Raw genomic sequence first — 19,353 nt, forward strand, 5'->3', positions numbered from 1 at the left:
TCGGCATCGTCGTTACACTAGCCCCACCTTCCCGATCGAACGTTTTCCCCGGAGCCGACCATGAGCGAAATCCCTGGCGACCTGAAATTCCTGAAGTCCCACGAGTGGGTCCGTATCGAAGGTGACGGCAAGGTCACCATCGGCATCTCCGACCACGCCCAAGGCCTGCTCGGCGACCTGGTGTACGTCGAACTGCCCGCCGTCGGTGACGACATCCAGGCCGGCACCGGCGTGGCCGTGGTCGAGTCGGTCAAGGCCGCGTCCGATGTCTATGCCCCGGTCTCGGGCACGATCACCGCCGTCAACGAAGCGCTGGCCGACAAGCCGGAGACGATCAACGAAGACGCCTACGGCGAAGGCTGGTTGTTCGTCGTCGAACTGAGCGAGCCCGACCAGCTCAACGAACTGCTGGCGCCCGACGAGTACGCCGAACAGATCGAGGGCGAAGAAGACTGACGTCTTCGTTCGAACCGTCGTGCACATCGACCGGTGCGTTCCGAGAGGAATGCGCCGGTTTTCGTTTCCGGCCTTCCGATCCGATGACGTGACGGCGGCGTCGTGCGAAGTCGTCGCGCCGCGACAGTCGACGTCCCCCGATGCACGACGCGAACATCGATCGACGCGTTCGAAGGCCGCGCATTTTCTGCGCAAACCGATCCCGCAACCGCGCAAACGCGTCGCGCGCGGTGCAGCCGGATTTACGTTGCGGTCGGGTGGGTGATCCTTTTTTCACCATGCCGGAAATGCCGGCCCACGCAACGTCGAAATGCATGCAACACAAACGCGCCGATGCATTGATGCCTTTTTTTATGATGTTTTGCGAAAGCGTTTCTTGCGCGATGCACGCGGCTGCACATTGGATCGCACCGCGTGCATGGCATCGCGGCGCAGCATCGCCCGACATGCGTGCCGGCGGGTCTGAAGAAAAATTGCAACGACCTGTTGACAGTAGAAAAAACCGTGATTAGGTTTCGCGGCAACACACGTCCGCAACGAAACGAGTGAGTCGAACCACGACACCAGCGCGCAGCACAACTCGAACCTCTGCCAGGAACATCACACGGTGGATGCGGGCATCGTCTCCGCTGCGAAATTTCCCAACCCCTTTTTCCGACCTACGCGACAGATCTGGCGCGTGCAGGTTTCCGCTTCACCGGGGCGACGTCGTGCAGTCGACGACCCACCCTTCGAATCCGGTCCGATGCGCGGTGCGCGTCGGCGGTTGTGCGCGGGTCCAACTCCCGCGTGCCGTTTGAGAACTGGGCCGCTGTACATGCAAGTCCACTGACGAGGAGAGCCATTCCATGGCCACGAAGAAAGCCGTAAAGAAAGCGCCTGCCAAGAAGGCGGCCAAGAAGACCGCGAAGAAGTCCACCGCCAAGAAAGTGGTGAGCAAGGTCAAGAAGGCTGTGAAGAAGGTCGCGAAGAAGGTTGCCAAGGTCGCCAAGAAGAAGCCGGCGGCGAAGAAGACCACCAAGAAGGTCGCGAAGAAGAAGGTTGCTGCCAAGAAGACCGCGAAGAAGGCGGTGAAGAAGGCTGCGAAGAAGACCACCAAGAAGGCCGCCAAGAAGAAGGTCGCGAAGAAGTCCGTCGCGAAGAAGGCCACCAAGAAGGCCGCCAAGAAGTCGACTGCAAAGAAGACTGCGAAGAAGGCGACCAAGAAGTCCGCGACCAAGAAGACTGCGAAGAAGTCGACTGCCAAGAAGGCCACGAAGAAGGCCGCCACCAAGAAGGCAGCGACCAAAAAGTCTGCAACCAAGAAGTCTGCAACCAAGAAGGCCGCGACGAAGAAGCGCGCGCCTGCCAAGCGCACCAAGAAGTCCGCGCCGGTCGTGATTCCGCAGATGCCGACGCCGCTGATCTGATCTGACGTAGCTGCACTTCGTCATCGAAAGCGCTTCCTCCGCGTGCCCAGGCGGAGGAGGCGTTTTTTTTGCCCGTCGTCAGCCGCGCACGCAGACGGATCGCCGCCGCGACGCAGGATGGGTAGAGCGAAGCGAAACCGATCGTCTTCGTTCGAACCGCACCCACCTCAGGCAGTCCCGGGTCCCGAGGACGAGGGCGAGAACTCCCGCTCAGCGTCGAAGACGCAGCACAGGCACGGAAAAGTGCCGACGCAGAAATGGACAAGGCCGCCCAAAGGCGGCCCCGTTCGCTTTCGAATCCCGGAAAAATCTACTCCGGCGTCGCCGCCGCACGATGGGTCGTGCTGCCGGCCGACGGCGTCGAGGCCGGTGCATGCGTGCGCTGGGCGTGCAGCGTTTCGAGGTTCGGATCGACGTCCAGCCAGCGCTGTGGTGGCAGGCCGATCGCGCGATCGAGGATCGTCGGCAGCAGGCCCGAGGGCAGACTGCTCTCGCTGTTCCACAACACGACCATGCCGAAGTCTCGGTCAGGAATCATCGCCATCAGACCGCGATAGCCCTGCACCGCACCACCGTGGAAGACCACGCGCTGGCCGGCGTAGTCGTAGACGCGCCAGCCCAGACCGTAGCCTGCGGCGTCGAGACGATCGCGACGCCACGACGAATTACGCATCTCCGGCGGCGTGCCGACGATCGGCGCCTGCAGCGTTGCCAGCAGCGGCGCAGGCAGCACATCGGGACGATGGCCGGTCTGCGCGACCAGCCACTGCGCCATGTCGCTGATGCTGGCGTTGACGCCGGCAGCCGGCGCGAGCCGGTAGTAGGTCGGCTTGGGCATCAGCGACGTCCAGCCGCCACCGGCGCGCACGTGCGGCTTGGCCCAGCGCGTGCTCGCCTGGATGCCGTCGAGGCCGTAGCTCGCATCGTTCATGCCGAGCGGTTTGAAGATCCGGCGCGACACCGCTTCGCTGAAGAACTGGCCGGAGGTCGCGAACACCACGTCGCCAACCAGGCTGAAAGCGACGTTCTGGTAGGCGTAGCAGTTGCCCGGCTGGCAGCTCATCGGCGCGGCGGCGAGGCGCTGCACGAGATCGTGGTAGTCGGCGTTGCGTTCGATGTCGCGGTCGTAGGTGTTGCGGCCCAGGCCGACGCGATGGCTCAACACGTCGGCGACGGTGAGCTGCTGCGCGGCCAGCGGATCGGAGAAGCGCAGCGACGGCAGGTAATCGACGATGTGGCTGTCCCAGCGCAATGCGCCTTCGGACACGAGCATGCCGGTCACGGTGCCGGCGAACGACTTGGACAGCGATGCCAGCCGGAACACGGTGTGCGCATCGACCGGTTCGGCCGCCTTGACGTCGGTGATGCCGTAACCGCGTGCGCTGAGGATCTGGCCCTTGTGCACGATCGCCATCGCCAGGCCCGGCACGCGCTGGTTGGCGACGAGATCCTGCGCCATCGCTTCAAGGAGAGTGACGTCGAACGTCGACGCCAGCGGCTTGTCCTGGCCGGGCACGCGCGGCTGTGGTTTGACGGCGTCCTCGCGACTGACGATGGCCGAGCGGTTGGCCTGCTCGTCGAGCGGCACGATCGCGGTGATCTCGTCTTCGCTTTCGTTCTCGACGACATCGGCGGATGTCGGCGCCTGCGCGGCGGAGCCCAATGCGGCAGGCAGCAGCAGGCCGATGAGGCCCAGCCGGACGAGCGGCCGGTGGGATGGATGTCGGCTTTTCATCGCGCCTGTCCCCTGCGTATGCTCTGGTGCTGCGGCGATGATAGCGCCTGTGTAATGGATTGCATGAACAAGGGGAAGTTTGATGGCTAGCGCATTGATCCTGCTGGTATTGCTCGTGGTGATTGCCGCGGGTCTGGCGCTGTGGGGCGTCGGTATCTACAACGGGCTGATCACCGCTCGCAACGCATACAAGAATGCGTTCGCCCAGATCGACGTGCAGTTGCAGCGTCGCTTCGACCTGATCCCGAACCTCGTCGAGACCGTCAAAGGCTATATGAGCCACGAGCGCGAGACGCTCGAAGCGGTCACCCAGGCGCGCAATCTGGCGCAGGCCGGCCTGTCGGCGGCCAAGGCCGATCCTGGCGATCCGGCAGCGATGGCGCAGCTCGCGCAATCGCAGGGCATGCTCAATGGCGCGCTCGGTCGCCTGCTCGCCGTGTCGGAGGCCTATCCGGATCTCAAGGCCAGCCAGAACATGATGCAGCTCACCGAGGAGCTGACCAGCACCGAGAACAAGGTCGCGTTCGCACGTCAGGCCTACAACGACTCGGTGATGGCCTACAACAACAAGCGAGAAGTGTTCCCCTCGAGTGTTCTCGCCGGCATGTTCAATTTCAAGGAAGCGGCGCTGCTCGACATTCCGGCCGATCGCGCCGAAGTGCGCGAAGTGCCGAAGGTGATGTTCTGAGGTCGACGCACCTGCCGGCACCGGTCGCATCGCGATGAATTTCTTCGAACGCCAGGCCCAGGCGCGGCGCAACAGCACACGCCTGATCGCGCTGTTCTCGCTGGCGGTGCTGGGCATCGTGCTGATGGTCGGCGTGCTGGTGCTGCTCGTCGTCGGGCCGCGTCCCGGACCGTTGCTGGCGGCCGCGGTGGCGACGCTCGCGGTGATCGGGCTGGGTTCGCTGTTCCGCATTTCGTCCTTGCGCAGCGGCGGCGAGACGGTGGCCCAGCAGCTCGGCGGCGTGCCGGTGGCGGAGGACACGCGCGATCCGCAACTGCGGCGGCTGCGCAATGTGGTCGAGGAAATGTCAATCGCGTCCGGCGTGCCGGTGCCGAAGATCTACGTGCTCGAGCAGGAAGCCGCGATCAATGCGTTTGCGGCGGGCTATTCGACATCAGATGCCGTCGTCGCAGTGACCCGCGGCGCGCTCGACCGGCTCAACCGCGACGAGCTGCAGGGTGTGGTCGCGCACGAATACAGCCACATCCTCAACGGCGACATGCGGCTCAACATCCGCCTGATCGGTGTGCTGTTCGGCATCCTGATGATCGGCATCATCGGTAGAAAGATCCTGATCCATGGCCGCGGCTTCCGGAACAGCGCGACGATCGTGGTGATCGTCGGCGCGCTCGCGGCGATGGCGGTCGGCAGCCTCGGCATGTTCTTCGGCCGCATGATCAAGGCCGGTGTCAGCCGTTCGCGCGAAGTGCTGGCCGATGCATCGGCGGTGCAGTTCACCCGGCAGACGGCGGGTATCGCCGGTGCGTTGAAGAAGATCGGTGGCCTCGACAGCGGCTCGCGCCTCGCGCACCGCGAGGACGCCGAGGAAGTCAGCCACATGCTGTTCGGCGACGGCGTGGGCCTGAGCGGTCTGTTCGCCACGCACCCGCCACTGATCAAGCGCATCCAGGCGCTGGAGCCCGGCTTCCGTCCCGAGCAGCTGTCGCGTCTGCAGCAGCAGTGGATGATGAATCCACCCGATGGCCTGCAGGAAGACGTCGCGCTGGGTCTGGTCGCGCCGGGCGAGGCGCTGCCGCACAAGGACCGCGCACTGGCGGTGACGCCGCCGATGGTGGCCGCGCAGGTCGCGCATCCGCACGACGACGACTACGCCCGCGCACATGCGCTGGTCACGGCCATCAGCGATCCGCTGCACGATGTCGCCACGCATCGCGAGGCGGCGATGCCGCTGGTGCTCGCCCTGCTGTTCGACGACAGCGATGTCGTGCGCGGTCGACAGCACACCGAGATCGTCGCGCGCATGGGGGCGTCGGTGGCGACCGAAGCGGCGCATCTGCGCGAAACGCATTTGCTGGAGCTGCACCCCATGCTGCGCATGCCGCTGGCGGCATTGGCGTTCCCGGTGTTGCGTCGGCGCCCGCGCCCGGAACTGGCGACGTTCCTCGACACCGTGCACGCGGTGGTGCACGCCGACCAGCAGGTGTCGCTGTTCGAGTATTGCCTCGGCCGGTTGCTGGAAGTGCAGTTGCGCGAGACGCTTGACCCCGGACGGTATATCCGCTTCGGCCGACGCAAGCCCGGTAATGTGAAGCAGGAATTCGCGACGCTACTCGCCGTCGTCGCGCAGGCCGGAAATCCCGGCGACAAGGCCGCCGCGCAGCGTGCGTATCTCGCTGGCATGCAGCGCGTGCTACCACGCGACCACGTGCCGTACGCACCGCCTGCGGGCGGCGTGCAGGCGCTGGACGATGTGTGGGAGCCGCTCGACGCACTCGACCCGCTGGCCAAGCAGGTGATGGTCGAAGCGATCACCGCGGCCGTCAGTCACGACGGACAGGTCAGCGTGGCCGAGTCCGAACTGCTGCGCACGATCTGCGGCGTGCTGCATTGCCCGTTGCCGCCGACGCTGGAACAGCTGCCGCACTAGGCAGCTCTCACTCGGCGCGGATCATCTCCGCCGCGCGCTCGGCGATCATGATTACCGGCGCATTGGTGTTGCCACCCGGCAGGCTCGGCATCACCGACGCATCGACGACACGCAGTCCGTCGACGCCGCGCACGCGCAGCTGCGGATCGACCACCGCGTCATCGTCGATGCCCATGCGGCAGGTGCCGACCGGGTGATAGACCGATTCCGCTTTCGCGCGGACGAACGCCGCCAGTTCGGCATCGCTCAGATCGTTGCGCGCGGGAAAGATCGGCGTGCCGCGGATACCGTCGAACGCGGCCTGCGACAGGATCGTCCGCGAGATGTGCGCGCACTCGACCATCATCTTCAGATCGAAGCCGTCCGCATCGCTGAGATAGTTCGCCTCGATGCGTGCCTTGTCGCTGACGCGGTTGCTGACCAGCGTGACGCGGCCCCGGCTGCGTGGCCGCAGGAAGCAGGCGTGCAGGGTGTAGCCGTCGCCGGCCAGACGGTTGCGGCCGTGGTCGTCGAGCATCGCCGGCACGAAATGGAACTGGATGTCGGCGCGGTCGTCAGGCGCGAGCGGCGAGCGGTAGAAGCCGCCGGCTTCGGCGATGTTGCTGGTGCCCGGGCCGCGACGGCCACGCACGAAGTAGTCCCACGCGATCGCGACGTCGCTGGCGCGGTCGTAGGTGATGCGCTGCGTGGCATGGAACAGCGTGCAGATGTCGAGATGGTCCTGCAGATTGCCGCCGACACCGGGCGCGTCGTGCACGACTTTGAGGCCGTGCCGGCGCAGATCGTGTGCCGGGCCGATACCGGACAGCATCAGCAGCTGCGGCGTGTTGATCGCGCCGCCGCACAGCAGCACCTCGCGCGTCGCAGGCTGATGGAACGCGCCGCGCGCGGTCGAATACACCACGCCGGTCGCGCGTCCATCCTCGAACGTCACGCGGCTGGCGACCGCGCCGGTCTGGATCGTCAGGTTCGGGCGCGCGCGCGTGGCGCGATCGAGGTACGCCGTCGCCGCCGAACACCGTGCACCATCGCGCTGGGTCACCTGGTACAGGCCGACGCCCTGTTGCCGCGGCCCGTTGAAATCGGCGTTCGCCGGCAGCCCCGCCTGCTGCGCGGCGTCGATGAACATCCGCGAGACCGGATTGACGTAGCGCAGATCGGACACCGTCAGCGGCCCATCGCCGCCATGCAGTGCATCGCCGCCACGCGCGTTGCCTTCGCTGCTGCGGAACCAGGGCAGCACGTCGTCCCACGACCAGCCCTGCGCGCCCTGCGCGGCCCAGTCGTCGTAATCCGCCGGCACGCCGCGGATGTAGCACATCGCATTGATCGAGCTCGAACCGCCGAGCACCTTGCCGCGCGGCCACCACAAGGCCCGGTTGTCGAGCTGCGGCTCGGGCGCGGTGTCGTAGTCCCAGTTCACACCCTTGCGGTTGACCAGCTTCGCCAGGCCTGCGGGCATGTGGATGAAAGGGTGCGTGTCATTCGGGCCCGCTTCGAGCAGCAGCACGCGCACGTGCGGATCGGCGCTGAGCCGATGGGCGAGCACACAGCCGGCGGAACCGGCGCCGACGATGATGTAGTCGTAGACGGGAGCGGGACGGGGAGGCATCGCGGCACGGTAGGCAAGGGGGCTAGAGCATATGCTCCGCGCACCGGACCGTGCCGGCGATGTGCTGGTCGCCGTCATGGTGTTGCGTTAACGTGCCGCGTCCGCCAGGAGCCCGCCATGCGCCCCCCCGTCATGACGCCGCCACGCCCGCGGCTGCGCGCCGCGCTGGCGGAGTCGCCGCCGCTGTGGTGGGCGCTGCTGTATTTCTTCTGCCTGCTGTGCGGCTACTACGTGCTGCGCCCGGTGCGCGACGCGATGGGTGCGTCGTCCGATGCCTCCGCGGTGTTTCCGTCTTTCCTGCTGGACTGGGCCGCGGCGCGCGGCATTGCGCTGGGCGACTTCACGTTGCAGGCGCTCTTCAGCGGCACGTTCGTGGTGATGCTGCTGCTGCAACCGCTCTACGGCGCGCTGGTGTCACGCTTCCCGCGCCGGGTGTTCCTGCCGGTGGTGTACCTGATCTTCATCGTCTGCCTGCTCTGTTTCCGCTGGGCGTTCGATACCGATCTCCAGGGTCGCGGCGCGCTGTTCTTCATCTGGATCGCGGTCTTCAACCTGTTCGCGGTCACCGTGTTCTGGAGCTTCATGGCCGACGTGTTCGACAACGAACACGCCAAGCGCTACTACGGTTACATCGGTGCGGGCGGCACGATCGGCGCCTTCGTCGGTCCGTTCATCACGACGATGCTGGTCGGCCGGATCGGTGTGGCGAATCTGACGCTGGTGTCGGTCGGTTTCTTGTGTGTGTGCCTGCTGTGCATCCTCAAGCTGCGCAGCTGGGCGCGGCGCAACGAGGCGACGCGCGCCGAGCACGGCGAGCAGGCGATCGGCGGTTCGATCTGGGCTGGCCTCAAGCTCATTGCCGCCGATCCGCTGCTGCGCGGCCTCGCCTTGCTGATGTTCTTCGGCGTCGGCGTGGGCACGCTGCTCTACAACGAACAAGCCGCGATCGTGCGACGCCTGTATCCCACTGCCGAGGCGGCGACGCGTTACTACTCGATCATCGACTGGGCGGTCGCCAGCCTGACGATCCTGGTGCAGCTGCTGCTGACGCGCTGGCTGCTGCGCCGCTACGGCGTGGCACCGTTGCTGCTGTTGCCGGCCGTGGCGATCCTGATCGGATTCGCGCTGCTGTCGGCTTCGCCGCTGCCGCTGCTGATCGCGACGGTGCAGGTGATGACCCGCGCCAGCGAGTTCTCGCTGGCCAAGCCGGCGCGCGAGACGCTCTACACCCGGGTGAGCCGCGAATCGCGCTACAAGGCCAAGGCGGTCATCGATACGGCCGTGTATCGCGGCGGCGACGTGACCTTCGTCTGGGTGCACAAGGCGCTGTCGGTGCTGGGGTCGCAGCTGGTGTTCGTGGCCGGCATCGGCATCGCGCTGGGCATGACCTTCGGCGCATGGCGGGTTATCCGCGCCGAGCGCAGGCTGCCCGAACAGCCGGCACCTGCCCGGCCTCCGGAGCACACCCATGGCAAGCCGTCGTGAGTTTCTCGCCCACAGCCTGACCGCCGCGACGTTCGCCGCATTACCGGCCGCCGTTTTCGCATCGACCGGGCGCGCGACGCGTCCGCTGAAACTCCTGATCCTGGGCGGCACCGGTTTCCTCGGCCCGCACTTCGTCGAACGCGCGCATGCACGCGGGCACACGCTGACCCTGTTCAACCGCGGCCGCAGCAATCCGACGCGCTTCGACGGTACGCCGCTCGCCGGTATCGAACAGCTGCGCGGCGATCGCAAGGACGATCTCGTCGCGCTCGATGGCGACCGCCGCTGGGACGCGGTGCTCGACACTTCGGCGTACTTCCCCGACGACGTCGCGCGCAGCGCGGCGTTGTTGGCCGGGCGCGTCGATCACTACCAGATCATTTCGTCGATCTCGGTCTACGCCCGCAACGACATCGCCAATGACGAGGACAGCGCGCTGGCGACGCTGGACGATCCGTCCACCCGCACGATCACCGGCGAGACCTACGGCGGGCTCAAGGCGGCCTGCGAGCGTGCCGCACAAAGCGCGTTGCCCGGCCGCACATCAGTGGTGCGGCCCGGGCTGATCGTCGGCCCCGGCGATCCGACCGATCGTTTCACGTACTGGCCCACGCGCGCCGATCGCGGCGGCGAGATCGCAGCGCCCGGTGGGCCCGACAATCCGACCCAGTGCATCGACGTGCGAGACCTCGCGGCATTTCTGCTGCAGCTGATCGAACAGGACACGACCGGCGTGTTCAACGCCGACGCGGCGCCCGGCACACTCGATATGAGACGTCTGCTCGACAGTTGCCTGCGGCAGGCGAAGGCGGCCGGCGGTGCGCCGGATGCGCGGCTGACATGGCTGCCCGCGGAATTTCTCGACGCGCAGGGCGTGAAGGCGTGGTCCGACATGCCGGTCTGGATCGCGCCGGTGGGCGAGTACGCCGGCTTCGGCCGGACACGCGTCGATCGTGCGATCGCGGCCGGGCTGACCCATCGCCCGATCGATGACACCGTTCGCGACACGCTGGTCTGGTGGCGCGCGCAGCCGGCCGAACGCCGCGCCGTACTCAAGTCGGGACTGACGCCGCAACGCGAGGCCGAGGTGCTGGCGGCGTGGCACGCGCGCAGCGGCTGACCCGGCGCCTCCCACCTGCGTGTGATGGATACCGGCAGCGAGTCCTCCTTGCGCGCTCAGCGCAGCGCGGCCACCGTGAACAGCAGCGCGCCGATCAGGAATGCCGCGCTCAACGCATGCACCAGCGGGTGCTGCAGGCGCAGCCAGACGAACTGCAGCACCAGCCGCAGCCACCAGAAGCCGGCCATGCCGGCGAGCACCGCCCGCCCGAGCGGGGTATTGTCCAGGTCGCCGGGCATCACGAAGCAGAGCAGGGCAATAGCGCCGAACACCCACACCAGTTGTGCGTTCGCGATCTGCACGATCGCGCGATTGGGGGGCGTCGTCGTGTGCAGCGTGCGCGGCCAGTCGAACAGCCGCCAGAATCCGAGGTGGAACAACGCGAAGGCTGCGCTGTGCAGACCGCAAAAGAGAATCAACCAATCGGGTGCGGCCCGCATCTGCGCGTGCTCAACCGCTGCGCGCGCCTCGCGGTGAAACCCACATCGCGATCTGCGCGCGGAACACGGCGTCACCGGCCGGATCGCGGATCACCACGTCGACCGGCAAGGCATAGCCGGCGTCGGACTCGACAGGCTGGATCGCAGGCGTCGCCGTAGCGTGCATCGTGCCGACGGCCTTCTTCAGATATTCGACGGTCATGCCCTTGGGAATCCAGCGCATCGACGCAGGAATGCTGACGTCGGTCGTCAGGCCGCCGATCAGTTCGGCGAGGTTGCACAGCGCGATCGCATGCACCGTGCCGATGTGGTTGGTGACCGCACGACGGTGGCGCATCGTCGCCTCGCCCTGGCCGATGCGTAGTGCAGTGATGCGTGGCGCGATGCTGGCGAAGTAGGGCGCCTTGCGGCACACGAGGAAGCCGAACAGCCAGGTACCGCCCGGCCAGCGGATGAGGCGATTGCGCAACGTCAGCAGTGGGGCGGTCATCGCATGCTCCGAGTCTGGGGTGGAAACCGGAATGGCGGATACGACAACGGCGGGACTGGCCCGCCGTTGTCGGTGTTACCTCACGCGTGTCGCTCAGGCCGCTTCGCGCGACTCGCTCGACGGCTGCGTCGGCGCGCGATAGCCCGCCGAACGCAGTTCCTCGGTGTCGAAATCATCGACGGTGATCGCATCCAGCGTGAGCTCACGCAACTCGACCAGCAACGCGCGCTCTTCGACTGTGATGTGACCTTCGCGCACCGCTTCGTCCAGCTGCGCGCCGTAGTCCAGCGCCTCGATGCCCTTGCTCTTCATGGCCTTGAGGAACTTGCGCTCGACCGGCTCGGCCGCGATCGCCTTGGCCAGATAGCTGTCGATGCGGCCGCCCGGATTGTTCTCGCAGGGCGTCATGAACACACCCTCGGCCAGACGCGAACGCGCTTCGTTCGGCGCCATCAGCAGCGCGGCGACGCGACGCGAGAGACGATCGCCCGGCGCTTCGGCACGACGGCCCCACGGGAAGATCAGCAGCCACATCAGCCAGCCGACCGGACGGATCGGGAAGTTGCGCAGCGCAGCCGACAGTGCGAGTTCGATCTTGTGCACGCTGTCGTGGAATGCCCACGCCAGCAGCGGCTGGTCGGCCTGCGGCGCGCCTTCGTCGTGATAGCGCTTGAGCATCGCGCTGGTCATGTAGACATGGCTCAGCACGTCGCCGAGGCGACCCGACAACGACTCCTTGAACTTCAGCTTGCCGCCGAGCGTCAGCATCGACACGTCAGCCATCAGTGCGAGATTCGCGGAGTAGCGATCCAGCTTGCGGAAGTAGCGGCGCGTGTAATCGTCGCCGGGGGCCGCGCCGATCTTCGCGCCGGTCAGGCCGAACCAGAACGAACGTACGGCGTTGGATATCGCGAAGCCGATGTGGCCGAACAGGTTGCGGTCGAATTCCTCGAGCCCGCGCTGCGCGTCCGGATCCTGCGCCGCCTTCATTTCCTTCATGACCCACGGATGGCACAGGATCGCGCCCTGGCCGAAGATCAGCAGGCTGCGCGTCATGATGTTCGCGCCTTCGACGGTGATCGCGATCGGCGCCGCCTGCCAGCTGCGGCCGGCGAAGTTCTTCGGGCCGAGAATGATGCCCTTGCCGCCGACGACGTCCATGACGTCGCTGATGACTTCGCGGCTCATCGAAGTGCAGTGGTACTTGGCAATCGCCGACGGCACCGACGGCACGTCGCCGCGGTCGACGGCCGCCGCGGTCGCCTGCGACAGCGCACTGATCATGTAGGCCTTGCCGCCGATACGCGCGAGCGCCTCTTCGACGCCCTCGAAGCGACCGACCGACAAGCCGAACTGCTTGCGGATGCGCGCATACGCACCGGTCACGACCGCACCGGCCTTCGCGCCGCCCGAGGCAGTGGAGGGCAGGGTGATCGAACGGCCCACGGCGAGGCATTCGTTGAGCATGTTCCAGCCCTTGCCCGCCATCTCGGCGCCGCCGATCAGCTGGCTCAGCGGAATGAAGACATCCTTGCCGTGGATCGGGCCGTTCTGGAACGGCGAGTTGAGCGGGAAATGACGACGGCCGATTTCGACGCCCGGCGTTTCGCGCGGCAGCAGCGCCAGGGTAATGCCGATGTCATTGGTGTCGCCGATCAAGCCGTCCGGGTCGTACATGCGGAACGCGAGACCGACCAGCGTCGCCACCGGCGCCAGCGTGATGTAGCGCTTGTCGAACGTCAGGCGCACGCCGAGCACGTTCGCGCCGGCCCACTCGCCCTTGCAAACGATGCCGTAGTCGGGAATCGAGGTCGCATCGGAACCTGCGAACGGACCGGTCAGACCGAAGCACGGGACTTCCTGGCCGATCGCGAGACGCGGCAGGTAGTGGTCCTTCTGCTCCTTGGTGCCGTAGTGGTTGAGCAGTTCGCCCGGGCCGAGCGAGTTCGGCACGCCGACCGTCGAGCTGACCACGCTCGACATCGACGCCAGCTTCTGGATCACCTTGTGGTGCGCCAGCGCCGAGAATCCAAGGCCGCCGTATTCCTTCGGAATGATCATGCCGAAGAACTTGTTGGCCTTGATGTAGTCCCACAGCTCCGGCGGCAGATCGGCGTGGACGTGGGTGATCTCCCAGTCGTTGATCATGCTGCAGAGTTCTTCGACCGGCCCGTCGAGGAACGCCTGCTCTTCGGCAGTGAGCTGCGGCTTGGGATAGTCGAGGAGTTTCTGCCAGTCGGGATCGCCGGTGAACAGCTCGCCCTCGAAACCGACCGAGCCGGTTTCCAGCGCAATGCGCTCGGTCTGCGACAGCGGCGGCAGCACCTTGCGGAAGAACTTCAGCAGCGGCGTGGTGATCAGCGACTTGCGCACCGACGGGATCAGCAGCGGTACCGCGATCGCAGCCACCAGCAGCGCGGCGATGACCGTGGCGACGCCATTGGCGCCAAGCAGCCAACAGGCGAGCAGCACAGTGACCGTGATCGCCGCCCAGTAGACGAGACGAAGACGGTGGTAGGCGGCGAAAGCACCCACCAGCAGGAAGGCGAGAAAGGGGATCGCGACGCTCATCATCAACTCCGGCAAACGGCATTACAGAGAACGGGGCCGGCGCTGGGCCGGCTGCACGGGCGGATCCCGATGCTGACCGTACGGTCGAGTATGGTGACGGTTTCCGGTGGTGTCAATGCTGCCAGTCGGCCTGTGTCCGGCATGTCGATACTGTTGCGGATGGATGCGTATGGATAGACTGTCGCGATGAGCAGACCTGCCCCGAAATCCGCGGTGACCGCCCAGTCGGGCGACGCTTCGCCCGCCGAACGTCCAAGCCGCCTGAGCGCCGATGACTGGGCCCAGGCCGCGCTCGACCTGATCGCCGAAACCGGCGTGCAGGCCGTCGCGGTCGAGCCGTTGGCGCGCCGTCTCGGCGTGACCAAGGGCAGCTTCTACTGGCATTTCCCGTCGCGCGATGCGCTGCTGCAGGCCGCGCTCGAGCGCTGGGAGAACGTCGAGCAGGAAGCGCTGTTCGGCGCGCTCGAAAAAGTGCCGGATGCCCGCGAGCGTTTGCGCGCGCTGTTCCATATGGTGGCGCGCGAGTACAAGTCGCACGTGATCTACAGCGCGCTGCTCAAGGCACAGGACCATCCCACCGTGCACCCGGTGATCGAACGCGTCTCCAAGCGTCGCCTCGACTATCTGACCGCCTCGTTCCGCCAAGCCGGCCTCGGCCGCGAAGACGCGCAGCACCGCTCGCGTCTGACCTACGCCGCCTACGTCGGCTTCCTGCAGCTCAACCTGCAACTGCACCAGGCGCGCATGCAGCAGGACGAGTTCGACGCGTATGTCGAACATCTGGCGCAGACACTGGTGCCTGCCTGACGCAAGGGACTGGCTACAGACAGCCTTCCGCATTTGCAGGTTCCGGATTCGACTTGCTGACGCAAGCCGGGAGCAGGGGGGGCTCTCTTGCTGCGTCTCGACGCCGCACTCCGGCGGCGCGGCAGGACGGCGCGATCAATCCTGTTTGGAGCGTATCGGAGCACGGCGTAGATCTGCATCGGCGCGTATAAGCGTCGATGGATCTGGATGTTCGGGCAGGCTGTACATGGAACAGGGGGCGTGCGCCGTGTCGGACGCTGGAAACGCAAAATGCAACGCCGCAAATAACTACGGCCCCTTGCGGGGCCGTAGTGTTGTCTCACGTCTTCAGCGATATCAGAAGCGCTGGATGTATTCCATGTACATGAAACGGCCCGGAACGTCGTACTGCGGATCGAACGAGTTCGCGAACGTGGTGTAGCTGACCGGCGGTTCCTTGTCGAAGAGGTTGGTCACACCCGCCTTGATCGTGGCGTCCCAAGGCAGGTTGTAGCGGGCCTGCACGTCGTGATACGTCGTCGCGCCCAGCTTATTGCGTCCGAAATCGCCGCGATCTGGCGCTGTGCAGAATGCGACGAACGCGCAGTCTTCGTAAAGGCCGGAGAAGTATCGGCTGCTGAAGGTTGCGCCGAAGTCACCGAGCTGCCAATCGAGCGACACATTGCCACGCAGGCGCCAGTACGGATCGCGATCGAGGTAGCGGCCGCTGAACTTCTCAGCTTCCGACGCCGCAGTGATCTGCTGGTCGTACTTGGACACGTAGGACGTATCCAAGGTGAAGCCGAAGCTGCCGTACTGCGTTTCAGGCATGCGGTAGCTGACATTGAAGTCGTAGCCTTCGACGTCGACGACGCTGAGATTCTGCGGGGTCAGGCTGATGTTGCCGATCTGGAAGTCTTCCGGGCGACGTGTGATCAGACCGCAGAGCGCCTGGTCACCTGCGCTGTAGCACTGCTCCACGATGAATGCGGTCGAGAGCGTAGTGATCGCGTTGTCGATCTTGATGCTCCACCAGTCCAGCGACAGATTCAGGCCGTCGACGAACGAGGGGCTGAAGACCAGCCCCAGCGTCTTGCTGACCGATTCTTCGGGACCCACGTCCGGGTTGCCGCCGACCTGGAACGGATACAGCGTCTGCCCGTTGAAGCCCGGACCGGCGTTGGTCTGCTGGATGAAGCCGGCAGGTGCACCGGCTGCCGCGCAATTGGCAGCGATGGCTGCGTTACGGCCCGAGAAGTCTTCCGAACAGATGTCACCAAAGCTGATGAACGAATCACTCTGGCCGCCGAAGAGGGTCGAGATCGGCGGGGCCCGGAATCCCTGCGCCCAGTTGCCACGTACCAGCAGCGATTCCACCGGCTTCCACTTGAAGCCGGCCTTGCTGTTGGTGGTATCGCCGAAGTTGCTGTAATCCGAGTAACGCGAGGCCACGCTGAACTCGAGAAGGTCTGCGAGCGGCACATCCGCGAGCACCGGGATCAGCAGCTCGGCGTAGATTTCGTCGAGATCGTAAGCGCCCGAGGTCGGCTGACGGGAGTTGCCCGAGGTAAAGCCGGCAGCGACAAATGCGTCCGGACGATCGAAGCCACTTTCCTTGCGGGATTCCACGCCTGCCGCGAAGCCCATCATGCCGCCCGGCAATTCAACGATCTCGCCGCTGATGTTGGCGGTGAAGGATTCGCTGCGGCCCTGGAACGCGTCCTGCGCAGTGAACAGGAGGTAGTCGAGCATCTCCTGAGTCACGCCGCCGGCCGGGGAAAGCGGATTGAAGGGTACGCAACCGTCGATGATGTTGCCGCCGGGCGCGTCGACGCAGACCACACGGCCGTCACGGAGTTCGGACGGACCCACACCAGCGCGCACGTTCAGCACGTTCACGTCACCGATCTGCGCATCTTCCTGGTCCGACCGGTTGAAGTTGTAGCCCACATCCCAGTTGAACAGCCGGTCAGCGAACTCGAAGTTTCCTTCGATACCCGCGTAGACGTGGAAGGTCTTGACGTTCTGCTGATAGACGCGGTCCTGCTCGGTCAGGCGGTGGCTCCACGCCACATCACGACCGTCGCCACCGTACAGGGTGTTGTACGGATTGTAGTAGCTGTCGCCACTCATGAAGTCGTTGTTGCTCACGCCGCCATTGAGAGGGAAGCCCGCCAGCTGCTGCTCCGAACGACGTTCGTTGTACAGAGCATCCGCGACAAAAGTCAGGTTGTCAGTGACCTCGTGCCGGCCTTTCATGTACAGAGAGGTACGGGTCTGCGGGGTCAGCAAATAGTTGTCGGCAGCGAAATTGTAGGCATCCTGGCCTGCAGCAAAAGGCTGGAACTGACCGATCGCGTAACGCGGATCGTCGCTCGGGCCGGTGCCGGTCGCGCCGGGGCGAACGACGATCGAATTGCTGCCCGGGCCTCCGACGTTGTCCGGATCGACGCCGTTGTTCCAGATGCGGCCGTTGCTGCTGAAACCGCTGAAGCCGGCCGGGTCGCGCCTGAACGACGGGACGCGCGAAATCGCACGGTCACCGGCGCTCACTTCCTTTTCATCGACGCGCGACAGGCTGATCACGACATTGCTGCGATCGTTGCCTGCACCGAGCGTCGCTTCGACCGCAGCGCGCTCACCGTCACCCTGGCTGAACTGGCCGTAATAGACGCGGGCTTCAGCGCCCTCGTAATCACGACGCGTGATGATGTTTACGACACCGGCAATCGCGTCAGAACCATAGATCGAAGACGCACCATCCTTCAGGACTTCGATGCGCTCAATCATGGCGGAAGGAATGGTGTTGAGGTCGACCGAGCCGCCCAGCCCCTGAACCCAGCGGCGGCCATCAACGAGCACCAGCGTGCGCGATGCGCCGAGGTTGCGCAGCGACACGGTGGCCGAACCGTCACCGCCGTTGTTGAAGGTGCGGTTGATATTGGAGCCGTTGGCCGAAATGCGCTGCAGGACCTCGGCAACGGAGGTCAGGCCCTGCTTTTCGATCGCCGCGCGGTCCAGAACCAGCACCGGCTGTGAGGATTCGGCATCGACCGAACGAATGCGCGAACCGGTCACTTCGATGCGGTCGAGAGTGGTGGCTTCCTGCTCACTCTGCGCAAGTGCGATACCGGTGCCCGCCGCACTGGTGGCGCCTGCGACGAGCGCGAACGTAATCGCATCGCGCAGTTGGGTGGTCTTGAACTTCATCTGTCTCTCTCTCCAAGTGAGTCTCGGGATTTCCCCAAAGTAACCGACCGAGTGGATCAAATTGATCGCCAAACTCGGCAAGGTCGGCCCGATACTAGACCGGTCTTGGAATAAATTAAAGTGTCGTTAAGTTATGAATTTCCGAACCCGCATTCAGTGAGCGGTTACGGACCGAAGTGTCCATCTGGATGGAACACAATCAATGGACGCGACTAAGAGGAGGCGAGTAGGCTGCGCTACACGCCTAAACCTCTTCGCGTTCGTCATTTGAAGAGTCGAGATCTCGGACGCGCGCGCGTCGGACAAGAGTTGACGAGCGGTGAAGGGAGTGCGCGCACTGGCTCACTTGGCGCAAACGCATCGCAGCCGCCTGACCCCATCAGTCTGCGGCCTACTTTTGGCGACGGGCGCTGGTCGTTACTGAAATATTGCCTGCCACGTGGTGCAAGCGGTGACTTAGCTATGACGCCCCAGGACGGGGCTGCTATCCAAGACCGTCAGAGATCCTGCTGGTACCGGATATACGGCACCGCGCCCTCGTCGTCCGCGTTCTCGGTCATCTTCGAGAACGGGTTCTTGCCCCGGGTGATCACGTTGTCTGCGCCGACTGTGAGCTGGCCGCTCCACGGGGTGCGCCAGCTGACGCCGAGGCCGACGCCTTCCCATTTCGGGAGGCCGGGGGTGTCGACGACCTGGCCGACGATGTTGGCGCTGAAGCGGCCGATGCCGCCGCCGACGCTGAGGCTTCGGCTGGTCCAGTGGTCACTGAGTGTGGCAGGCGCGGCCGATGTCGGGATCAGCGTGGCCTTGGCCAGGGTGCCGGCGAGCGAGACGTAAGCGTCGTCGCCGATGTCTTTCTTGGCAAAAACGGTTAGGTCGTGGAGATCGACCTGGCCAGCCGAGGCGACCCGCGACGGGCTGAGGAAGCCGGGCAGGGTGTCGCGGCCTTCGCCGAGCGTCAGGCCCACGCCGCCGCCGGGACGGCTCAGGCTCGCCGTCGCACTGGCACGACGGGCGCCAGGCGTGTTGTCACCGACAGAAGCCAGCTGGCAGTTGCGCGCCAGGCTGCTGACGGCGCCGTTGAAGCTGCTGCCGGGGCTGCATAGCAGGGCCAGCGAGCTGCCCGATTCAAGGCCGAACGCGGCGTCGAACTGGCTTTCGCCGAAGCGCCAGCGGCGGCTCGACTGGTTGGCGGTCGCGGGTTCGAGGACCAGGAAGGCCTCGACCTTGCCGGAGGTGTCGAGTACGGGCAGGACGGTCTGGTTGCGTTTTTCCTGCGCGGCCGCGCCCGAGGCCGCCGCGAGGGCGAGACCGAGGGCAAGTACGAGGCGCGTGACAGGCAATCGCATGGCCGTTGTGACCCGGGCTCGGCCCGGAAGTTCCCCTATCGTTCGTTCCGGGACTCTAGAACATTTATATTTCTT

General features: G+C 65.4%; 15 protein-coding genes. 8 read left to right on the forward strand and 7 right to left on the reverse strand.

All coding sequences use genetic code 11. The annotated features are described in order from the left end of the window. Window positions 1-60 precede the first annotated feature (60 nt). From gcvH to LU699_RS13420, 3 genes are all read left to right on the forward strand, one after another. Window positions 61-456, forward strand: coding sequence for a glycine cleavage system protein GcvH (gene gcvH / locus LU699_RS13410; protein ID WP_232137132.1), 396 nt, complete (start codon window positions 61-63; stop codon window positions 454-456). A 140-nt stretch (window positions 457-596) separates the two neighbouring features. Then, window positions 597-968: a hypothetical protein gene (locus tag LU699_RS13415; protein WP_232137130.1), complete on the forward strand. Its 372-nt coding sequence runs from the start codon at window positions 597-599 to the stop codon at window positions 966-968. A gap of 336 nt (window positions 969-1,304) precedes the next feature. Then, window positions 1,305-1,865: a hypothetical protein gene (locus LU699_RS13420; RefSeq protein ID WP_232137129.1), complete on the forward strand. Its 561-nt coding sequence runs from the start codon at window positions 1,305-1,307 to the stop codon at window positions 1,863-1,865. Between the two features lie 310 nt (window positions 1,866-2,175). On the opposite strand, the gene LU699_RS13425 is transcribed toward LU699_RS13420, so the two are convergent. After that, complete coding sequence (locus tag LU699_RS13425) at window positions 2,176-3,600, reverse strand: serine hydrolase domain-containing protein (protein ID WP_232137128.1); 1,425 nt, start codon at window positions 3,598-3,600, stop codon at window positions 2,176-2,178. A gap of 82 nt (window positions 3,601-3,682) precedes the next feature. Between LU699_RS13425 and LU699_RS13430 the strand changes: the two genes are divergently transcribed. Then, window positions 3,683-4,288, forward strand: a complete 606-nt coding sequence (locus LU699_RS13430; protein WP_232137127.1) for a LemA family protein — start codon at window positions 3,683-3,685, stop codon at window positions 4,286-4,288. A gap of 34 nt (window positions 4,289-4,322) precedes the next feature. Continuing rightward, complete coding sequence (locus tag LU699_RS13435; protein WP_232580206.1) at window positions 4,323-6,215, forward strand: M48 family metallopeptidase; 1,893 nt, start codon at window positions 4,323-4,325, stop codon at window positions 6,213-6,215. A 7-nt stretch (window positions 6,216-6,222) separates the two neighbouring features. Here LU699_RS13435 and LU699_RS13440 read toward each other — a convergent pair whose 3' ends face one another. After that, window positions 6,223-7,827, reverse strand: coding sequence for a GMC family oxidoreductase (locus LU699_RS13440; protein WP_232137125.1), 1,605 nt, complete (start codon window positions 7,825-7,827; stop codon window positions 6,223-6,225). A gap of 117 nt (window positions 7,828-7,944) precedes the next feature. Between LU699_RS13440 and LU699_RS13445 the strand changes: the two genes are divergently transcribed. Together LU699_RS13445 and LU699_RS13450 are read left to right on the forward strand one after the other, a co-directional pair. Next, entirely contained in the window at window positions 7,945-9,312 is a 1,368-nt protein-coding gene (locus tag LU699_RS13445) for an NTP/NDP exchange transporter (RefSeq protein WP_232137124.1), read from the forward strand. Continuing rightward, a complete protein-coding gene (locus LU699_RS13450; protein WP_232137123.1) occupies window positions 9,296-10,432 on the forward strand; it encodes an NAD-dependent epimerase/dehydratase family protein in 1,137 nt (378 codons plus the stop codon). Before LU699_RS13445 ends, LU699_RS13450 begins: the two co-directional genes overlap by 17 nt. Window positions 10,433-10,488: 56 nt before the next feature. Here LU699_RS13450 and LU699_RS13455 read toward each other — a convergent pair whose 3' ends face one another. From LU699_RS13455 to LU699_RS13465, 3 genes are all read right to left on the reverse strand, one after another. Next, window positions 10,489-10,872: a hypothetical protein gene (locus LU699_RS13455; RefSeq protein ID WP_232137121.1), complete on the reverse strand. Its 384-nt coding sequence runs from the start codon at window positions 10,870-10,872 to the stop codon at window positions 10,489-10,491. A gap of 10 nt (window positions 10,873-10,882) precedes the next feature. Next, window positions 10,883-11,362: a hotdog fold domain-containing protein gene (locus LU699_RS13460; protein ID WP_232137119.1), complete on the reverse strand. Its 480-nt coding sequence runs from the start codon at window positions 11,360-11,362 to the stop codon at window positions 10,883-10,885. Window positions 11,363-11,455: 93 nt separating this feature from the next. Beyond that, window positions 11,456-13,933: an acyl-CoA dehydrogenase gene (locus tag LU699_RS13465; protein ID WP_232137118.1), complete on the reverse strand. Its 2,478-nt coding sequence runs from the start codon at window positions 13,931-13,933 to the stop codon at window positions 11,456-11,458. Between the two features lie 186 nt (window positions 13,934-14,119). Between LU699_RS13465 and LU699_RS13470 the strand changes: the two genes are divergently transcribed. Further along, entirely contained in the window at window positions 14,120-14,740 is a 621-nt protein-coding gene (locus LU699_RS13470) for a TetR/AcrR family transcriptional regulator (protein ID WP_232137117.1), read from the forward strand. Between the two features lie 336 nt (window positions 14,741-15,076). On the opposite strand, the gene LU699_RS13475 is transcribed toward LU699_RS13470, so the two are convergent. Together LU699_RS13475 and LU699_RS13480 are read right to left on the reverse strand one after the other, a co-directional pair. After that, the gene (locus LU699_RS13475; RefSeq protein ID WP_232137116.1) at window positions 15,077-17,929 is read right to left on the reverse strand and encodes a TonB-dependent receptor; all 2,853 of its coding nucleotides are present in this window, start codon (window positions 17,927-17,929) and stop codon (window positions 15,077-15,079) included. A 497-nt stretch (window positions 17,930-18,426) separates the two neighbouring features. Then, window positions 18,427-19,278, reverse strand: coding sequence for an XOO1806 family protein (locus tag LU699_RS13480; RefSeq protein ID WP_232137115.1), 852 nt, complete (start codon window positions 19,276-19,278; stop codon window positions 18,427-18,429). Window positions 19,279-19,353 lie beyond the last annotated feature (75 nt).

It is taken from the genome of Luteimonas fraxinea (assembly GCF_021233355.1).
In the GTDB taxonomy this organism is placed as follows: Bacteria; Pseudomonadota; Gammaproteobacteria; order Xanthomonadales; family Xanthomonadaceae; genus Luteimonas; species Luteimonas fraxinea.

Excerpts from the sequence above, each read along its gene's own strand:
- gcvH (WP_232137132.1), top strand. The coding sequence starts at position 61 with ATGAGCGAAATCCCTGGCGACCTGAAATTCCTGAAGTCCCACGAGTGG.
- LU699_RS13415 (WP_232137130.1), top strand. The coding sequence starts at position 597 with ATGCACGACGCGAACATCGATCGACGCGTTCGAAGGCCGCGCATTTTC.
- LU699_RS13420 (WP_232137129.1), top strand. The coding sequence starts at position 1,305 with ATGGCCACGAAGAAAGCCGTAAAGAAAGCGCCTGCCAAGAAGGCGGCC.
- LU699_RS13425 (WP_232137128.1), bottom strand. The coding sequence starts at position 3,600 with ATGAAAAGCCGACATCCATCCCACCGGCCGCTCGTCCGGCTGGGCCTC.
- LU699_RS13430 (WP_232137127.1), top strand. The coding sequence starts at position 3,683 with ATGGCTAGCGCATTGATCCTGCTGGTATTGCTCGTGGTGATTGCCGCG.
- LU699_RS13435 (WP_232580206.1), top strand. The coding sequence starts at position 4,323 with ATGAATTTCTTCGAACGCCAGGCCCAGGCGCGGCGCAACAGCACACGC.
- LU699_RS13440 (WP_232137125.1), bottom strand. The coding sequence starts at position 7,827 with ATGCCTCCCCGTCCCGCTCCCGTCTACGACTACATCATCGTCGGCGCC.
- LU699_RS13445 (WP_232137124.1), top strand. The coding sequence starts at position 7,945 with ATGCGCCCCCCCGTCATGACGCCGCCACGCCCGCGGCTGCGCGCCGCG.
- LU699_RS13450 (WP_232137123.1), top strand. The coding sequence starts at position 9,296 with ATGGCAAGCCGTCGTGAGTTTCTCGCCCACAGCCTGACCGCCGCGACG.
- LU699_RS13455 (WP_232137121.1), bottom strand. The coding sequence starts at position 10,872 with ATGCGGGCCGCACCCGATTGGTTGATTCTCTTTTGCGGTCTGCACAGC.
- LU699_RS13460 (WP_232137119.1), bottom strand. The coding sequence starts at position 11,362 with ATGACCGCCCCACTGCTGACGTTGCGCAATCGCCTCATCCGCTGGCCG.
- LU699_RS13465 (WP_232137118.1), bottom strand. The coding sequence starts at position 13,933 with ATGAGCGTCGCGATCCCCTTTCTCGCCTTCCTGCTGGTGGGTGCTTTC.
- LU699_RS13470 (WP_232137117.1), top strand. The coding sequence starts at position 14,120 with ATGAGCAGACCTGCCCCGAAATCCGCGGTGACCGCCCAGTCGGGCGAC.
- LU699_RS13475 (WP_232137116.1), bottom strand. The coding sequence starts at position 17,929 with ATGAAGTTCAAGACCACCCAACTGCGCGATGCGATTACGTTCGCGCTC.
- LU699_RS13480 (WP_232137115.1), bottom strand. The coding sequence starts at position 19,278 with ATGCGATTGCCTGTCACGCGCCTCGTACTTGCCCTCGGTCTCGCCCTC.